Origin of the sequence: Citrobacter sp. FP75 (genome assembly GCF_018342065.1) — a bacterium.
Classification (GTDB): domain Bacteria; phylum Pseudomonadota; class Gammaproteobacteria; order Enterobacterales; family Enterobacteriaceae; genus Citrobacter.
On the sequence record NZ_JAFDOE010000018.1, the window covers coordinates 1 to 14930 of the forward strand.

At 60.0% G+C, this 14930-nt stretch carries 15 protein-coding genes and 2 pseudogenes; 10 read left to right on the forward strand and 7 right to left on the reverse strand.

What is annotated here, in order from left to right; translation table 11 throughout:
• Positions 1 to 83: 83 nt before the first annotated feature.
• The 4 genes and pseudogenes from JQ822_RS24005 to intI1 form a co-directional block, all read right to left on the reverse strand.
• Complete coding sequence (locus tag JQ822_RS24005; protein ID WP_001138070.1) at positions 84 to 3050, reverse strand: Tn3 family transposase; 2967 nt, start codon at positions 3048 to 3050, stop codon at positions 84 to 86.
• Positions 3051 to 3052: 2 nt separating this feature from the next.
• Positions 3053 to 3681, reverse strand: a pseudogene (locus tag JQ822_RS24010) (recombinase family protein).
• A gap of 130 nt (positions 3682 to 3811) precedes the next feature.
• Positions 3812 to 4162 (reverse strand): DUF3330 domain-containing protein, encoded by a 351-nt coding sequence (locus JQ822_RS24015; RefSeq protein WP_000454193.1) that lies wholly within the window; start codon positions 4160 to 4162, stop codon positions 3812 to 3814.
• Between the two features lie 202 nt (positions 4163 to 4364).
• Positions 4365 to 5378 carry a class 1 integron integrase IntI1 gene (intI1, locus tag JQ822_RS24020; protein WP_000845039.1) on the reverse strand — a complete coding sequence of 338 codons (1014 nt, stop codon included), beginning with the start codon at positions 5376 to 5378 and terminating at the stop codon, positions 4365 to 4367.
• 144 nt (positions 5379 to 5522) lie between these two features.
• Between intI1 and dfrA12 the strand changes: the two genes are divergently transcribed.
• The 10 genes and pseudogenes from dfrA12 to JQ822_RS24070 all read left to right on the forward strand — a co-directional run bounded on the left by dfrA12 (position 5523) and on the right by JQ822_RS24070 (position 11562).
• Positions 5523 to 6020, forward strand: a complete 498-nt coding sequence (gene dfrA12, locus JQ822_RS24025) for a trimethoprim-resistant dihydrofolate reductase DfrA12 (protein WP_001083725.1) — start codon at positions 5523 to 5525, stop codon at positions 6018 to 6020.
• A 111-nt stretch (positions 6021 to 6131) separates the two neighbouring features.
• Positions 6132 to 6422 (forward strand): DUF1010 domain-containing protein, encoded by a 291-nt coding sequence (locus tag JQ822_RS24030; RefSeq protein ID WP_001336345.1) that lies wholly within the window; start codon positions 6132 to 6134, stop codon positions 6420 to 6422.
• Between the two features lie 5 nt (positions 6423 to 6427).
• Complete coding sequence (locus JQ822_RS24035) at positions 6428 to 7219, forward strand: ANT(3'')-Ia family aminoglycoside nucleotidyltransferase AadA2 (RefSeq protein WP_001206356.1); 792 nt, start codon at positions 6428 to 6430, stop codon at positions 7217 to 7219.
• Positions 7220 to 7382: 163 nt separating this feature from the next.
• On the forward strand, positions 7383 to 7730 hold the full coding sequence (locus JQ822_RS24040; protein WP_000679427.1) for a quaternary ammonium compound efflux SMR transporter QacE delta 1: 348 nt from the start codon (positions 7383 to 7385) through the stop codon (positions 7728 to 7730).
• A complete protein-coding gene (gene sul1 / locus JQ822_RS24045) occupies positions 7724 to 8563 on the forward strand; it encodes a sulfonamide-resistant dihydropteroate synthase Sul1 (protein ID WP_000259031.1) in 840 nt (279 codons plus the stop codon). The genes JQ822_RS24040 and sul1 overlap by 7 nt, the downstream gene beginning before the upstream one ends.
• Positions 8564 to 8690: 127 nt before the next feature.
• Positions 8691 to 8894 carry a hypothetical protein gene (locus JQ822_RS24050; RefSeq protein WP_000376616.1) on the forward strand — a complete coding sequence of 68 codons (204 nt, stop codon included), beginning with the start codon at positions 8691 to 8693 and terminating at the stop codon, positions 8892 to 8894.
• 155 nt (positions 8895 to 9049) lie between these two features.
• The gene (gene chrA / locus JQ822_RS24055) at positions 9050 to 10255 is read left to right on the forward strand and encodes a chromate efflux transporter (protein ID WP_000184001.1); all 1206 of its coding nucleotides are present in this window, start codon (positions 9050 to 9052) and stop codon (positions 10253 to 10255) included.
• A 10-nt stretch (positions 10256 to 10265) separates the two neighbouring features.
• A complete protein-coding gene (locus tag JQ822_RS24060; RefSeq protein ID WP_000130000.1) occupies positions 10266 to 10571 on the forward strand; it encodes a PadR family transcriptional regulator in 306 nt (101 codons plus the stop codon).
• Positions 10572 to 10614: 43 nt separating this feature from the next.
• A pseudogene (locus JQ822_RS24065) lies at positions 10615 to 10680 on the forward strand (EAL domain-containing protein); the annotation flags it as partial.
• 117 nt (positions 10681 to 10797) lie between these two features.
• Entirely contained in the window at positions 10798 to 11562 is a 765-nt protein-coding gene (locus JQ822_RS24070; RefSeq protein ID WP_001389365.1) for an IS6-like element IS6100 family transposase, read from the forward strand.
• A gap of 492 nt (positions 11563 to 12054) precedes the next feature.
• Here JQ822_RS24070 and mphR(A) read toward each other — a convergent pair whose 3' ends face one another.
• The 3 genes from mphR(A) to JQ822_RS24085 are packed head-to-tail and all read right to left on the reverse strand — an operon-like array spanning position 12055 to position 14779.
• Positions 12055 to 12639, reverse strand: coding sequence for a macrolide-binding transcriptional repressor MphR(A) (mphR(A), locus tag JQ822_RS24075; RefSeq protein WP_001137892.1), 585 nt, complete (start codon positions 12637 to 12639; stop codon positions 12055 to 12057).
• A complete protein-coding gene (gene mrx(A) / locus JQ822_RS24080; protein ID WP_000004159.1) occupies positions 12639 to 13877 on the reverse strand; it encodes a macrolide resistance MFS transporter Mrx(A) in 1239 nt (412 codons plus the stop codon). The genes mphR(A) and mrx(A) overlap by 1 nt, the downstream gene beginning before the upstream one ends.
• On the reverse strand, positions 13874 to 14779 hold the full coding sequence (locus tag JQ822_RS24085; RefSeq protein WP_000219391.1) for an Mph(A) family macrolide 2'-phosphotransferase: 906 nt from the start codon (positions 14777 to 14779) through the stop codon (positions 13874 to 13876). Before JQ822_RS24085 ends, mrx(A) begins: the two co-directional genes overlap by 4 nt.
• Positions 14780 to 14930 lie beyond the last annotated feature (151 nt).

Genomic DNA, 14930 nt, shown 5'->3' on the forward strand with positions numbered 1-14930 from the left:
TCCATGATGGTTCTCCGAATGAAAGCCTGTCCTCAGCATAGTACTGGGAAGGAGGGAGTGACCATCTCATTAAATAAAGCACGCTAAGCCGGTTGCAGCGGTCGTAGCGGCCTGAACTTGCCCGCGCCGATCTTGGCGCTGCTGCGCCAGAGGTAATCGCCGGTGAGGTTGATGTGCTCCCAACCGAGCGGCGACAGGTACTGCAACAGCGCGTCATCAACGGCATGGCCGTTGCCACGCAGCGCGTGCGCAGCCCGTTCCAGATAGACCGTGTTCCACAACACGACGGCAGCCGTTACCAGATTGAGGCCGCTAGCCCGGTAGCGCTGCTGCTCGAAACTGCGGTCGCGGATTTCACCCAGGCGGTTGAAAAACACTGCCCTGGCCAGCGCATTGCGCGCCTCGCCCTTGTTCAGGCCGGCATGCACGCGGCGGCGCAGTTCCACGCTTTGCAGCCAGTCCAGGATGAACAGCGTGCGCTCGATGCGGCCCAGCTCGCGGAGCGCCACGGCCAGGCCGTTCTGGCGTGGGTAGCTGCCGAGCTTTCGGAGCATCAGGGAGGCCGTCACCGTGCCCTGCTTGATCGAGGTGGCCAGCCGCAGGATTTCGTCCCAATGGGCGCGGACGTGCTTGATGTTGAGCGTGCCGCCGATCATGGGTTTCAGCGCGTCATAGGCGGCGTCGCCCTTCGGGATGTAGAGCTTGGTGTCGCCCAGGTCGCGGATGCGCGGCGCGAAGCGGAAGCCCAGGAGGTGCATCAGGGCGAAGACGTGATCGGTGAAGCCCGCCGTGTCGGTGTAATGCTCCTCGATCCGCAAGTCGGACTCGTGGTACAGCAGGCCGTCGAGCACGTAGGTCGAATCGCGCACGCCGACGTTCACGACCTTGGTGTGAAATGGCGCGTACTGGTCAGAAATGTGGGTGTAGAACGTCCGCCCTGGGCTGCTCCCGTATTTCGGGTTGATGTGGCCGGTGCTCTCGGCCTTGCTGCCGGTGCGGAAGTTCTGGCCGTCCGACGATGAGGTGGTGCCGTCGCCCCAGTGCTCGGCGAAGGGATGGCGGAACTGTGCGTTGACCAGATCGGCCAGCGCCGCCCCGTAGGTTTCGTCGCGGATGTGCCAGGCTTGCAGCCAAGCCAGCTTGGCGTAGGTCGTGCCGGGGCAAGACTCCGCCATCTTGGTCAGGCCCAGGTTGATCGCGTCGGCGAGGATCGTGGTCAGCAACAGGTTCTTGTCTTTGGCCGGGTCGCCCGATTTCAGATGCGCGAAATGCCGAGTGAAGCCCGTCCATTCGTCCACCTCCAGCAGCAGTTCGGTGATCTTGACGTGCGGCAGGATCATTGCCGTCTGGTCGATCAGCGCTTGGGCGGTGTCGGGTACCGCCGCGTCGAGCGGCGTGATCTTCAAGCCTGACTCGGTGATGATGGCGTCCGGCAGCTCGTTGGCCGTCGCCATACGGTTGACGGTGGCAAGCTGTGTTTCCAGCAGCGTCAGCCGGTCGTTCAGGTACCGGTTGCAGTCGGTGGCCACGGCCAGCGGCAATTCGCTGGCCTGCTTGAGGCTGGCGAATTTCGCGGGCGGCACCAGGTAGTCCTCGAAGTCCTTGAACTGGCGCGACCCCTGCACCCAGATGTCGCCGGAACGCAACGCGTTCTTCATCTCCGACAGCGCGCACAGTTCGTAGTAGCGCCGGTCGATGCCGGTGTCGGTCATGACCAGCTTCTGCCAGCGCGGCTTGATGAACTCGGTCGGCGCGTCGGCGGGCACCTTGCGGGCGTTGTCGCTGTTCATGCCGCGCAGCACCTCGATGGCGTCGAGCACGTCCTTCGCGGCGGGAGCGGCCCGCAGCTTGAGCACGGCAAGGAATTCCGGCGCGTAGCGGCGCAGCGTGGCGTAGCTTTCGCCGATGCGGTGCAGGAAATCGAAGTCCTCGGGCTGCGCAAGCTTCTGCGCTTCGGTGACGCTCTCGGCGAAGGCATCCCAGGACATGACGGCCTCGATGGCGGCGAACGGATCGCGGCCCGCCTGCTTGGCCTCGATCAGCGCCTGGCCGATGCGGCCGAACAGCCGCACCTTGGCGTTGATCGCCTTGCCGGACGCCTGGAATTGCTGCTGATGCTTGTTCTTGGCGGCGTTGAACAGCTTGCCCAGGATGCGGTCGTGCAGGTCGATGATTTCGTCGGTGACGGTGGCCATGCCCTCGATGGCAAGCGCCACCAGGGTGGCATAGCGTCGCTGCGCCTCGAACTTGGCCAGGTCGGCGGGCGTCATCTGGCCACCCTCACGGGCGATCTTGAGCAGGCGGTTCTGGTGCACCGACCGCTCGATGCCAGAAGGCAGGTCGAGCGCCTGCCACGCTTTGAGGCGTTCGATGTGTTCCAGCATGTGCCGCGAATTCGGTTTGACGGGCGATTGGCGCAGCCAGGCCAGCCAGGTCGTTTTGCCGTTGTCCCGACGCTTGAGCAGATCGTCGAGGCGGCGGCGATGCGCGTCCGACAGCGGTTCGGCCAAGGCATCGTAGATGCGCCGGTTGGCGCGGGTGATTGCTTCGGCGCTCGCCCGCTCGACGGCGTTGAGGGCAGGCAGAATGACCGACTGCTGCCGCAGGTGCTCGATCAAGGTGCTGGCCAGCACGATGCCCTTGTCGGTCTGCAAGGCCATCTCGGTCAGCAACTGGACGGCCTGCCGGTAGTGGCCCATGGTAAAGGGCTGGAAGCCGAACACCGTTTGCAGTTCGACCAGGTGCTCGCGCCGGGTCTGCTCCCGCTGCCCGTATTCGTCCCAGCTTTCGACGCTGACCTTGAGCTGGTCGGCGACCAGTTTCAACAAGGGCGGAAACGGCGGCTCATCGACGCCCAGGATGACACCAGGAAAGCGCAGGTAACAGAGCTGCACGGCGAAGCCCAGCCGGTTGGCCGGGCCGCGCCGCTGCCGGATGATGGAGAGGTCGGTTTCGCTGAACGTGTAGTGACGGATCAACTCATCCTTGGTGTCCGGCAACGCCAGCAGGCTTTCGCGCTCGGCGGCGGACAGGATTGAACGACGTGGCATATTTACTGATCCGTTCTCAAGTATTGATACAGGGTTTCGCGACTGATTCCGAATTCACGAGCCAGCTTGGTCTTTTGCTCGCCAGCCTCGACACGTTGGCGCAGTTCGGCAATACGCTCAGACGACAGGGATTTCTTCCTGCCACGGTAGGCCCCGCGCTGCTTGGCGAGCGCGATGCCCTCGCGCTGCCGCTCGCGGATCAAGGCGCGTTCGAACTCGGCGAACGCGCCCATTACCGACAGCATCAAGTTCGCCATCGGCGAGTCCTCGCCGGTGAAGGTCAAATGCTCCTTAAGGAACTCGATGCGTACGCCGCGCTGGGTGAGGCCCTGCACCAGGCGGCGCAGGTCGTCGAGGTTGCGCGCCAGACGATCCATGCTGTGCACCACGACCGTGTCGCCTTCGCGCACGAAGGCGAGCAGCCGTTCCAGTTCGGGCCGCCGTGTGTCCTTGCCCGACGCCTTGCCCGACGCCTTGCCCGACGCCTTGCCCGACGCCTTGCCCGACGCCTTGCCCGACGCCTTGCCCGACGNTCGGTGAACACTTTATCCACCTGGATCTGTTCGAGCTGCCGTTCTGGGTTCTGGTCGAAGCTGCTGACGCGGACGTAACCGATGCGCTGACCGTGCAAGGTATCCTCCTGAGGGAAATGTGTCAGGAAGAAATCTATGACCCTTGACGGCGTATGTCAATCAATTCGGAAGGCAACTCTATTCTGACGATTTAGCGCCGGATGGTCTGACGCCAAGTTAGGGTATGCCTCAACCTGACGGCGGCGAATCACAAGCGTCCGGTTTGACGCTGGTTTCGGTCGCAGTGCTGGCCCGCGCCTGGAAGCGCTGATAGCACTCCAGCCCGCAGAAATGCTCCACGTACTCGGCCCCTTCCGGCGTGAAGGCGGCATCGAGCGGGATTTCCTTGCAGCACACGCAGCAACTGGTGCTCGGTTCATTGGCGTTCATGGTGGTGTTCCTCCATTGGTTGACGAAGCCGACGAAGGCCGCCGCCGGCATCGGCCTGGCGAACAGGAAACCCTGCACCGTGTCGCAACCCGCCTGCCGCAACCACGCAAGGCAGTCGGGTGTTTCCACACCCTCGGCTACCACCTCCATTGTCGTTTTCAGAAGACGGCTGCACTGAACGTCAGAAGCCGACTGCACTATAGCAGCGGAGGGGTTGGATCCATCAGGCAACGACGGGCTGCTGCCGGCCATCAGCGGACGCAGGGAGGACTTTCCGCAACCGGCCGTTCGATGCGGCACCGATGGCCTTCGCGCAGGGGTAGTGAATCCGCCAGGATTGACTTGCGCTGCCCTACCTCTCACTAGTGAGGGGCGGCAGCGCATCAAGCGGTGAGCGCACTCCGGCACCGCCAACTTTCAGCACATGCGTGTAAATCATCGTCGTAGAGACGTCGGAATGGCCGAGCAGATCCTGCACGGTTCGAATGTCGTAACCGCTGCGGAGCAAGGCCGTCGCGAACGAGTGGCGGAGGGTGTGCGGTGTGGCGGGCTTCGTGATGCCTGCTTGTTCTACGGCACGTTTGAAGGCGCGCTGAAAGGTCTGGTCATACATGTGATGGCGACGCACGACACCGCTCCGTGGATCGGTCGAATGCGTGTGCTGCGCAAAAACCCAGAACCACGGCCAGGAATGCCCGGCGCGCGGATACTTCCGCTCAAGGGCGTCGGGAAGCGCAACGCCGCTGCGGCCCTCGGCCTGGTCCTTCAGCCACCATGCCCGTGCACGCGACAGCTGCTCGCGCAGGCTGGGTGCCAAGCTCTCGGGTAACATCAAGGCCCGATCCTTGGAGCCCTTGCCCTCCCGCACGATGATCGTGCCGTGATCGAAATCCAGATCCTTGACCCGCAGTTGCAAACCCTCACTGATCCGCATGCCCGTTCCATACAGAAGCTGGGCGAACAAACGATGCTCGCCTTCCAGAAAACCGAGGATGCGAACCACTTCATCCGGGGTCAGCACCACCGGCAAGCGCCGCGACGGCCGAGGTCTTCCGATCTCCTGAAGCCAGGGCAGATCCGTGCACAGCACCTTGCCGTAGAAGAACAGCAAGGCCGCCAATGCCTGACGATGCGTGGAGACCGAAACCTTGCGCTCGTTCGCCAGCCAGGACAGAAATGCCTCGACTTCGCTGCTGCCCAAGGTTGCCGGGTGACGCACACCGTGGAAACGGATGAAGGCACGAACCCAGTGGACATAAGCCTGTTCGGTTGGTAAGCTGTAATGCAAGTAGCGTATGCGCTCACGCAACTGGTCCAGAACCTTGACCGAACGCAGCGGTGGTAACGGCGCAGTGGCGGTTTTCATGGCTTGTTATGACTGTTTTTTTGTACAGTCTATGCCTCGGGCATCCAAGCAGCAAGCGCGTTACGCCGTGGGTCGATGTTTGATGTTATGGAGCAGCAACGATGTTACGCAGCAGGGCAGTCGCCCTAAAACAAAGTTAGCCATATGAACTCGGAATCAGTACGCATTTATCTCGTTGCTGCGATGGGAGCCAATCGGGTTATTGGCAATGGTCCTAATATCCCCTGGAAAATTCCGGGTGAGCAGAAGATTTTTCGCAGACTCACTGAGGGAAAAGTCGTTGTCATGGGGCGAAAGACCTTTGAGTCTATCGGCAAGCCTCTACCGAACCGTCACACATTGGTAATCTCACGCCAAGCTAACTACCGCGCCACTGGCTGCGTAGTTGTTTCAACGCTGTCGCACGCTATCGCTTTGGCATCCGAACTCGGCAATGAACTCTACGTCGCGGGCGGAGCTGAGATATACACTCTGGCACTACCTCACGCCCACGGCGTGTTTCTATCTGAGGTACATCAAACCTTCGAGGGTGACGCCTTCTTCCCAATGCTCAACGAAACAGAATTCGAGCTTGTCTCAACCGAAACCATTCAAGCTGTAATTCCGTACACCCACTCCGTTTATGCGCGTCGAAACGGCTAACCATTCCGTCAACGGGACGCCAAAATGCTGCGCATTTTGGTTCCCTCCGCTGCGCTCCGGCTCTCGTTACGTCCAACGTTAGCACCACTGAAACCCAGCTTTATTTAGCTCATGTTTATTCAAACGGCATTTAGCTTTTCAGGCGTTATTCAGTGCCTGTTTTGCCTTTTTTCCGGGCTTCGCCTGCATGGGCTGCGCAGGTTTTCAGTCTTTTTGGCCTCTAGCCCTTGCGTAGCAAGCGCAAGCAGCTATCGTTTTTGCAGTGCTGTGCCGCCTCGGTGGCGCAGCGTTTTTTCACGGTTAGCGCCCGTCGCCAAATTCAAGTTATCCGTTTTGGCTTCTGGTTCTAACATTTCGGTCAAGCCGACCCGCATTCTGCGGTCGGCTTACCTCGCCCGTTAGACATCATGAGGGAAGCGGTGACCATCGAAATTTCGAACCAACTATCAGAGGTGCTAAGCGTCATTGAGCGCCATCTGGAATCAACGTTGCTGGCCGTGCATTTGTACGGCTCCGCAGTGGATGGCGGCCTGAAGCCATACAGCGATATTGATTTGTTGGTTACTGTGGCCGTAAAGCTTGATGAAACGACGCGGCGAGCATTGCTCAATGATCTTATGGAGGCTTCGGCTTTCCCTGGCGAGAGCGAGACGCTCCGCGCTATAGAAGTCACCCTTGTCGTGCATGACGACATCATCCCGTGGCGTTATCCGGCTAAGCGCGAGCTGCAATTTGGAGAATGGCAGCGCAATGACATTCTTGCGGGTATCTTCGAGCCAGCCATGATCGACATTGATCTAGCTATCCTGCTTACAAAAGCAAGAGAACATAGCGTTGCCTTGGTAGGTCCGGCAGCGGAGGAATTCTTTGACCCGGTTCCTGAACAGGATCTATTCGAGGCGCTGAGGGAAACCTTGAAGCTATGGAACTCGCAGCCCGACTGGGCCGGCGATGAGCGAAATGTAGTGCTTACGTTGTCCCGCATTTGGTACAGCGCAATAACCGGCAAAATCGCGCCGAAGGATGTCGCTGCCGACTGGGCAATAAAACGCCTACCTGCCCAGTATCAGCCCGTCTTACTTGAAGCTAAGCAAGCTTATCTGGGACAAAAAGAAGATCACTTGGCCTCACGCGCAGATCACTTGGAAGAATTTATTCGCTTTGTGAAAGGCGAGATCATCAAGTCAGTTGGTAAATGATGTCTAACAATTCGTTCAAGCCGACCGCGCTACGCGCGGCGGCTTAACTCCGGCGTTAGATGCACTAAGCACATAATTGCTCACAGCCAAACTATCAGGTCAAGTCTGCTTTTATTATTTTTAAGCGTGCATAATAAGCCCTACACAAATTGGGAGATATATCATGAAAGGCTGGCTTTTTCTTGTTATCGCAATAGTTGGCGAAGTAATCGCAACATCCGCATTAAAATCTAGCGAGGGCTTTACTAAGCTTGCCCCTTCCGCCGTTGTCATAATCGGTTATGGCATCGCATTTTATTTTCTTTCTCTGGTTCTGAAATCCATCCCTGTCGGTGTTGCTTATGCAGTCTGGTCGGGACTCGGCGTCGTCATAATTACAGCCATTGCCTGGTTGCTTCATGGGCAAAAGCTTGATGCGTGGGGCTTTGTAGGTATGGGGCTCATAATTGCTGCCTTTTTGCTCGCCCGATCCCCATCGTGGAAGTCGCTGCGGAGGCCGACGCCATGGTGACGGTGTTCGGCATTCTGAATCTCACCGAGGACTCCTTCTTCGATGAGAGCCGGCGGCTAGACCCCGCCGGCGCTGTCACCGCGGCGATCGAAATGCTGCGAGTCGGATCAGACGTCGTGGATGTCGGACCGGCCGCCAGCCATCCGGACGCGAGGCCTGTATCGCCGGCCGATGAGATCAGACGTATTGCGCCGCTCTTAGACGCCCTGTCCGATCAGATGCACCGTGTTTCAATCGACAGCTTCCAACCGGAAACCCAGCGCTATGCGCTCAAGCGCGGCGTGGGCTACCTGAACGATATCCAAGGATTTCCTGACCCTGCGCTCTATCCCGATATTGCTGAGGCGGACTGCAGGCTGGTGGTTATGCACTCAGCGCAGCGGGATGGCATCGCCACCCGCACCGGTCACCTTCGACCCGAAGACGCGCTCGACGAGATTGTGCGGTTCTTCGAGGCGCGGGTTTCCGCCTTGCGACGGAGCGGGGTCGCTGCCGACCGGCTCATCCTCGATCCGGGGATGGGATTTTTCTTGAGCCCCGCACCGGAAACATCGCTGCACGTGCTGTCGAACCTTCAAAAGCTGAAGTCGGCGTTGGGGCTTCCGCTATTGGTCTCGGTGTCGCGGAAATCCTTCTTGGGCGCCACCGTTGGCCTTCCTGTAAAGGATCTGGGTCCAGCGAGCCTTGCGGCGGAACTTCACGCGATCGGCAATGGCGCTGACTACGTCCGCACCCACGCGCCTGGAGATCTGCGAAGCGCAATCACCTTCTCGGAAACCCTCGCGAAATTTCGCAGTCGCGACGCCAGAGACCGAGGGTTAGATCATGCCTAGCATTCACCTTCCGGCCGCCCGCTAGCGGACCCTGGTCAGGTTCCGCGAAGGTGGGCGCAGACATGCTGGGCTCGTCAGGATCAAACTGCACTATGAGGCGGCGGTTCATACCGCGCCAGGGGAGCGAATGGACAGCGAGGAGCCTCCGAACGTTCGGGTCGCCTGCTCGGGTGATATCGACGAGGTTGTGCGGCTGATGCACGACGCTGCGGCGTGGATGTCCGCCAAGGGAACGCCCGCCTGGGACGTCGCGCGGATCGACCGGACATTCGCGGAGACCTTCGTCCTGAGATCCGAGCTCCTAGGGATCGCCTCAGAAAACGGAAAATAAAGCACGCTAAGCCGTAAGTAAGCGTGCTCCTGTGAAAGCCACAGCTAAAACTGCGTAGTACACATAGAGGTATTTTTTTCTAGATTTATATCGAATTTCGTTATCGAATTTCGCTTATTATTGATCAACTCGTTGCAGATCATGAAGGCGAAAGTATGACGAATAACCCTACCGATGACAGCAGACCATGGTCGGTCTTTCTTATTTTTCTGCGGCTTGGATTGACATCTTTTGGCGGCCCCATTGCGCACTTGGGCTACTTCCGCGCCGAATTTGTCACACGGCGGCGCTGGCTCTCCGAACGGAGCTATGCTGACTTGGTCGCGCTTTGTCAGTTCTTGCCAGGGCCTGCAAGCAGCCAGGTCGGCATAGCGGTAGGACTGTCTCGGGCTGGATACAGCGGGGCGCTGGCTGCTTGGGCTGGCTTCACGCTGCCGTCTGCCATAGCCTTGATCCTTTTTGCGCTCGGCATCTCCAGCTATGGCGATTACGTCTCGCAGGGCGCGTTGCATGGCTTAAAAGTGGTGGCTGTGGCCGTGGTCGCTCAAGCAGTATGGGGCATGGCGCGTAACCTATGCACGGATGGGCTGCGAGTCACCATCATGGCAATTGCTACCTGCGTCGTTTTACTTGTGCCGTCCGCGTGGGGACAGGTTGGCGTGATTGCTATCGCAGGCATCGCAGGCCGGTTATTGTTCAAGCCAGCGAAAGTTGTTGAGCATGACCCCCTACCTATCACGGTCAGTCACCGGGCCGGCGTGCTTTGGCTCTCGCTGTTCTTTGTCTTGCTGATTGGCCTGCCGGTGTTGGCCGAACTGATGCCAAGTCAAACCATGGCAATGGTGGATTCCTTCTATCGTGTCGGATCACTGGTGTTCGGCGGTGGTCACGTTGTGCTGCCATTACTGCAAGCCGAAGTGGTGCCCTCCGGCTGGGTCAACAATGAATCCTTTCTCGCGGGGTACGGGGCAGCTCAAGCGGTGCCCGGCCCTTTGTTCACGTTCGCCGCGTTTCTTGGTGCCTCGATGAACACCGCCCCGTCGGGCTGGATCGGCGGCATTGTGTGTCTGCTGGCTATCTTCGCGCCCTCGTTCTTGCTGGTCGTCGGATCAATGCCATTTTGGGAGCGTTTGCGCCGCAATACAGGCATCCAAGCTGCGCTGGCCGGGATCAATGCCGCTGTAGTCGGCTTGCTGCTGGCCGCGCTGTATCAGCCTGTATGGACTAGCGCCATCTTTCAGCCGCAAGACTTCGGCTTGGCATTAGTTGCCCTTGTCGCACTTATGTTCTGGAAGCTCCCGCCGTGGCTGGTTGTCCTCGGTAGCGGTGCAGCTGGGTGGCTGTTGAGCGTCGCTCTGTGAGGCACAAAAAATGACTGACAAAGACCTCTACGGCGGTTTGATCCGCCTGCACATCCTTCACCATGCAGCCGAGGAACCTGTCTTTGGGCTGGGGATCATCGAAGAGCTACGCCGACACGGCTACGAGATGAGCGCTGGCACCGTGTACCCGATGCTGCACGGCCTGGAAAAAAAAGGCTATCTGACCTCACGCCACGAACGCACCGGGCGACGTGAACGGCGTGTTTATGACATCACTGAACAAGGCAGAACTGCACTTGCTGATGCGAAAACAAAGGTCAAGGAGCTGTTCGGAGAGTTGGTAGAAGGTGGTTGAGTTTTTGCTTCTATGTCAGGTTGAGCTATACCCTAACTGGATTGTCATTTTCAGAAGACGACTGCACCAGTTGATTGGGCGTAATGGCTGTTGTGCAGCCAGCTCCTGACAGTTCAATATCAGAAGTGATCTGCACCAATCTCGACTATGCTCAATACTCGTGTGGGCTCTGTTGCAAAAATCGTGAAGCTTGAGCATGCTTGGCGGAGATTGGACGGACGGAACGATGACGGATTTCAAGTGGCGCCATTTCCAGGGTGATGTGATCCTGTGGGCGGTGCGCTGGTATTGTCGCTATCCGATCAGCTATCGCGACCTTGAGGAAATGCTGGCGGAACGCGGCATTTCGGTCGACCATACGACGATCTATCGCTGGGTCCAGTGCTACGCCCCGGAGATGGAGAAGCGGCTGCGCTGGTTCTGGCGGCGTGGCTTTGATCCGAGCTGGCGCCTGGATGAAACCTACGTCAAGGTGCGGGGCAAGTGGACCTACCTGTACCGGGCAGTCGACAAGCGGGGCGACACGATCGATTTCTACCTGTCGCCGACCCGCAGCGCCAAGGCAGCGAAGCGGTTCCTGGGCAAGGCCCTGCGAGGCCTGAAGCACTGGGAAAAGCCTGCCACGCTCAATACCGACAAAGCGCCGAGCTATGGTGCAGCGATCACCGAATTGAAGCGCGAAGGAAAGCTGGACCGGGAGACGGCCCACCGGCAGGTGAAGTATCTCAATAACGTGATCGAGGCCGATCACGGAAAGCTCAAGATACTGATCAAGCCGGTGCGCGGTTTCAAATCGATCCCCACGGCCTATGCCACGATCAAGGGATTCGAAGTCATGCGAGCCCTGCGCAAAGGACAGGCTCGCCCCTGGTGCCTGCAGCCCGGCATCAGGGGCGAGGTGCGCCTTGTGGAGAGAGCTTTTGGCATTGGGCCCTCGGCGCTGACGGAGGCCATGGGCATGCTCAACCACCATTTCGCAGCAGCCGCCTGATCGGCGCAGAGCGACAGCCTACCTCTGACTGCCGCCAATCTTTGCAACAGAGCCCGCCGTGCTAGTCTGCTCGGTGATGGTGGAGTGAAGCCAACCCGCAATCGGGTTATGAATCTGCATCGCGATTCGCAATCAGCTGTCTCTTGAGCATGTCGAACTCCTGCGATGTTATCTCGCCGTGCTCGTGCTGCTACACCAACTTGTCCAACTCATCCGCCACACCGCTCCCCACCACCTGCGATGGCCAGGTTGTTTGCTGGGCGCATTGGCGGAGTATCGTCTCGACCCGGGACACCCACACCGGCACAACCTTACGGGAGTGATTCACTGTCAAAGAATCGGCCCGGTGCTCTGACGCAAGTATCGGGATGGTCACCATTTGTAAGCCGTAGACCTGAGTGGTGATCAAGACTTCGATACCACCGACCGTACCGGTACTAATCGACGACGGTCGTGTTCGTCGCCTGCCGCAGGGACTCTGCACACCTCCGTTTACGCATGTGCCTGGAGGAGTTGGAAATCGTCGTGTTCGGGAAACATTAAACACAGGATGGCAGCGATCTGAGCCAGCACATGATCAGCTAGCTCACCATCCGGATCGACGGCCCACTGCATCGTCGCGCCAGCGATGACCGAGTGCAGGAGCAACTCAGCTGCCGCAGGAGCACCTGGGGGCAGTCGCTTGCGGATCCCCTCCACCACCGCGCGGTTCCGCTGGATCGCAAGCGTGCGTAGCTCCGGCACCTGGAGCTCGTACCAGGAGATGAGATAGTTCACCGAGAAGTCGTTGCGAGTGTTCATGCTCCGAACGAGCACCTGCAAAAATTCCCAGAGCCCTTGCGGCCCTGCGCCTATCGGTATCGCATTCAGGTAATGCCGCACCTGCTCGACGCCGCGCTCCATCATCCTCACCAGCAGCGTATCGCGGTTGGTGAAGCGCTGGATTAACGCTGCGCGGGAGAGCCCCACCTCCTTTGCTACTCCGCTGAGCGTGAACTCTATGGGACCGCAACGCTTCAGCACTACGGTGGCGGCCTCGAGTACCTCGTCATCGGACTTGAGCTTGGGGCGGGGCATCAGTGTTCACCTTCTGTATGGGTTGGGGCGGAGGCTGTGGCTGCCGCCGCCATTGTAGCAAATTGAAGACGGAGCGAGAGTAGAGCCACGAGCCCCGCAAACACGGCCGATACAACGAGGCCAGGGAGCGGACCAGCAAGGTCGACAAACGCGCCGGCCGCAAGCATAACCATGGGCGAGGCTGACAGCATCACCGCCGAGACCGTGCCGAGTACCCGGCCGAGAAGTTCTGGCGGCGTGCGGTTGTAGATGGCAGCGTTGAGAATGGGAGAGACTGAGCCGGTCAGCAGTCCCACGAGCGCGCCCAACAACATCAGCACCGGCACGCCTGGCAACTGTGAAAGCAGAAGCGAGCCCACCGCAGAGCCACAAAATGCCACCGCCAGCCAGTTCTGCGCTGATATCCGGGCGCCGACCGACGCATGAATGGCAATGCCAAGGAGACCACCAGCCCCCATCATTGAGGAGAACAGCCCGAGCTCTGCTACTTGGCGTCCTGCATCTACAAACAGCGCAGGCATGATGACGCTGCCGTTGGCGCCAACGATGCCCACGAAGATCATCACTATACCAAAGAGAGGGCGCAGCAGGGGTTCGCTCCAGAGAAAAGCGACGCCGGCGCGCATGGAGAGAGTCGCCGTCGTGGTCATCGTCCGAGCGGCACGCGCGGGAAGCACCCACGCGCCGAGCAGACCTGCAAGGACGGAGCAGAACGCCGTCAGCCCGAGCGTTGGCGCAGCGCCAAGCAGGCCGATTGCGGCCCCCCCAAGGGCCGGGCCACCTAGAATCGCGACGTTCCCGATCACCGCTTTCAGTGACGAGACGCGCTCAACGGAGAGCCCGGCGACGTGGCCGAGTTTGGGCAGCTCACTGTCCTGCGCGGCCATACCGGGTGCGTCGAACGCGGCACCGAGCACCACGCAAGCGATCAGCCCAGTGTTCGAGAGGGCGCCAACGGCATCGAGCAGTGGGATGCTCGCCATGGCCACGCCGCCCACCACACCCGAGATCAATGCGACGGGCGCGCGCCCGAACCGATCGACGAGGCCACCACCAACCCACGCGCCGATGATGGTCGCGATGACGCTGCTAGCGGCCGTGGCGCCCGCCCAGGCCGCGCTCTTTGTATGAGACAGGACGAACCATGGAAGCGCGAGGGCCGCCACCGCGTTGCCGATCCGGAAGAGAAAGGTCGCCGCGAACAGCGTCGCGAGCGGGCTATATCGACGTTCGCTCATTCCGCTGCGGCGAGCTGCGCCTTCGCCGCAGCGAGGTACTCTTCGTTACCCGAGTCGAGGGCGAAGAGTGCGTAGGTGACCGCCCCGAACGCAAGGCGCTCCGCGATGTGGTGGGCGAGCCGCGGCCACACCCGGCCACCGGCCGCTTCATACGTGAGGAGGAGCTTCGCGAGCCCCTCTTCACCAAAGACCATAAGGTGCGCGGCCATGTCGATGGCAGGGTCATCAACGCGGGCCTCGCTCCAGTCGATCATCCCGCTGACGCGCTCCGTGTTGTCGATGAGCACATGGCCCACGTAGAGATCGCCATGCACCACCACGGAGAAATCTGGCCACGACGAATCGTCGTCGAGCCAGCGCTGCCACCGGTGGAGGCGCTTGTCGTTCACCACGAACTCGCGTCGGACGCGGTCAACGTCGTCGGCCACCTTCTGACGGGCCTGCGTCGGTGTACGGATGAGCATCCCCGCATCCACGGCGGCGGAAATGGGGACGGCATGCAGGGCGGCGAGCGCGGTCGCGAAGCTCTCCGCGAAGACCTCCGAGTCCTGCGGCACGACCCAGTCGGGCGTGGACGAACCAGGCTGGATGACCATCGCAGTCGAGTCTTCGAGCATGGGATAGGCAACGAGCTCGGCGTTGGCCACGCGCCAGTCCGGCACCGCGAACGGCAGGCGATTCTTGAGCATTGCCAGCACCCGCGCCTCTGGTTCGACCTTCGCGCTTACCTCGGCTCGGCGCGGGATGCGCAGCACCCACCGACGTCCATCGTCGACGGTGGCGATCACGATCCTATAGTCGAGCCCAAGCTCATTGACAGTCAGCGGGCCATGGAGCTTGAGCCCATGTCGGGCTGCAAGTGCGTACAGTTGGGAGGTATCGGCGGTCGTGACTACGGTCATGATTCACTCCTGAGGGCTTGACGGGTTTAGCCACCTAAATGTAACAGTCACGTCGGTTATATTCAATCCGGCACTGTTGCAAAGTTAGCGATGAGGCAGCCTTTTGTCTTATTCAAAGGCCTTACATTTCAAAAACTCTGCTTACCAGGCG

Excerpts from the sequence above, each read along its gene's own strand:
- JQ822_RS24085 (WP_000219391.1), bottom strand. The coding sequence starts at position 14,779 with ATGACCGTAGTCACGACCGCCGATACCTCCCAACTGTACGCACTTGCA.
- chrA (WP_000184001.1), top strand. The coding sequence starts at position 9,050 with ATGACGAATAACCCTACCGATGACAGCAGACCATGGTCGGTCTTTCTT.
- JQ822_RS24015 (WP_000454193.1), bottom strand. The coding sequence starts at position 4,162 with ATGGAGGTGGTAGCCGAGGGTGTGGAAACACCCGACTGCCTTGCGTGG.
- JQ822_RS24070 (WP_001389365.1), top strand. The coding sequence starts at position 10,798 with ATGACGGATTTCAAGTGGCGCCATTTCCAGGGTGATGTGATCCTGTGG.
- JQ822_RS24040 (WP_000679427.1), top strand. The coding sequence starts at position 7,383 with ATGAAAGGCTGGCTTTTTCTTGTTATCGCAATAGTTGGCGAAGTAATC.
- intI1 (WP_000845039.1), bottom strand. The coding sequence starts at position 5,378 with ATGAAAACCGCCACTGCGCCGTTACCACCGCTGCGTTCGGTCAAGGTT.
- JQ822_RS24030 (WP_001336345.1), top strand. The coding sequence starts at position 6,132 with ATGTTTATTCAAACGGCATTTAGCTTTTCAGGCGTTATTCAGTGCCTG.
- JQ822_RS24060 (WP_000130000.1), top strand. The coding sequence starts at position 10,266 with ATGACTGACAAAGACCTCTACGGCGGTTTGATCCGCCTGCACATCCTT.
- dfrA12 (WP_001083725.1), top strand. The coding sequence starts at position 5,523 with ATGAACTCGGAATCAGTACGCATTTATCTCGTTGCTGCGATGGGAGCC.
- JQ822_RS24035 (WP_001206356.1), top strand. The coding sequence starts at position 6,428 with ATGAGGGAAGCGGTGACCATCGAAATTTCGAACCAACTATCAGAGGTG.
- JQ822_RS24005 (WP_001138070.1), bottom strand. The coding sequence starts at position 3,050 with ATGCCACGTCGTTCAATCCTGTCCGCCGCCGAGCGCGAAAGCCTGCTG.
- JQ822_RS24050 (WP_000376616.1), top strand. The coding sequence starts at position 8,691 with ATGGACAGCGAGGAGCCTCCGAACGTTCGGGTCGCCTGCTCGGGTGAT.
- sul1 (WP_000259031.1), top strand. The coding sequence starts at position 7,724 with ATGGTGACGGTGTTCGGCATTCTGAATCTCACCGAGGACTCCTTCTTC.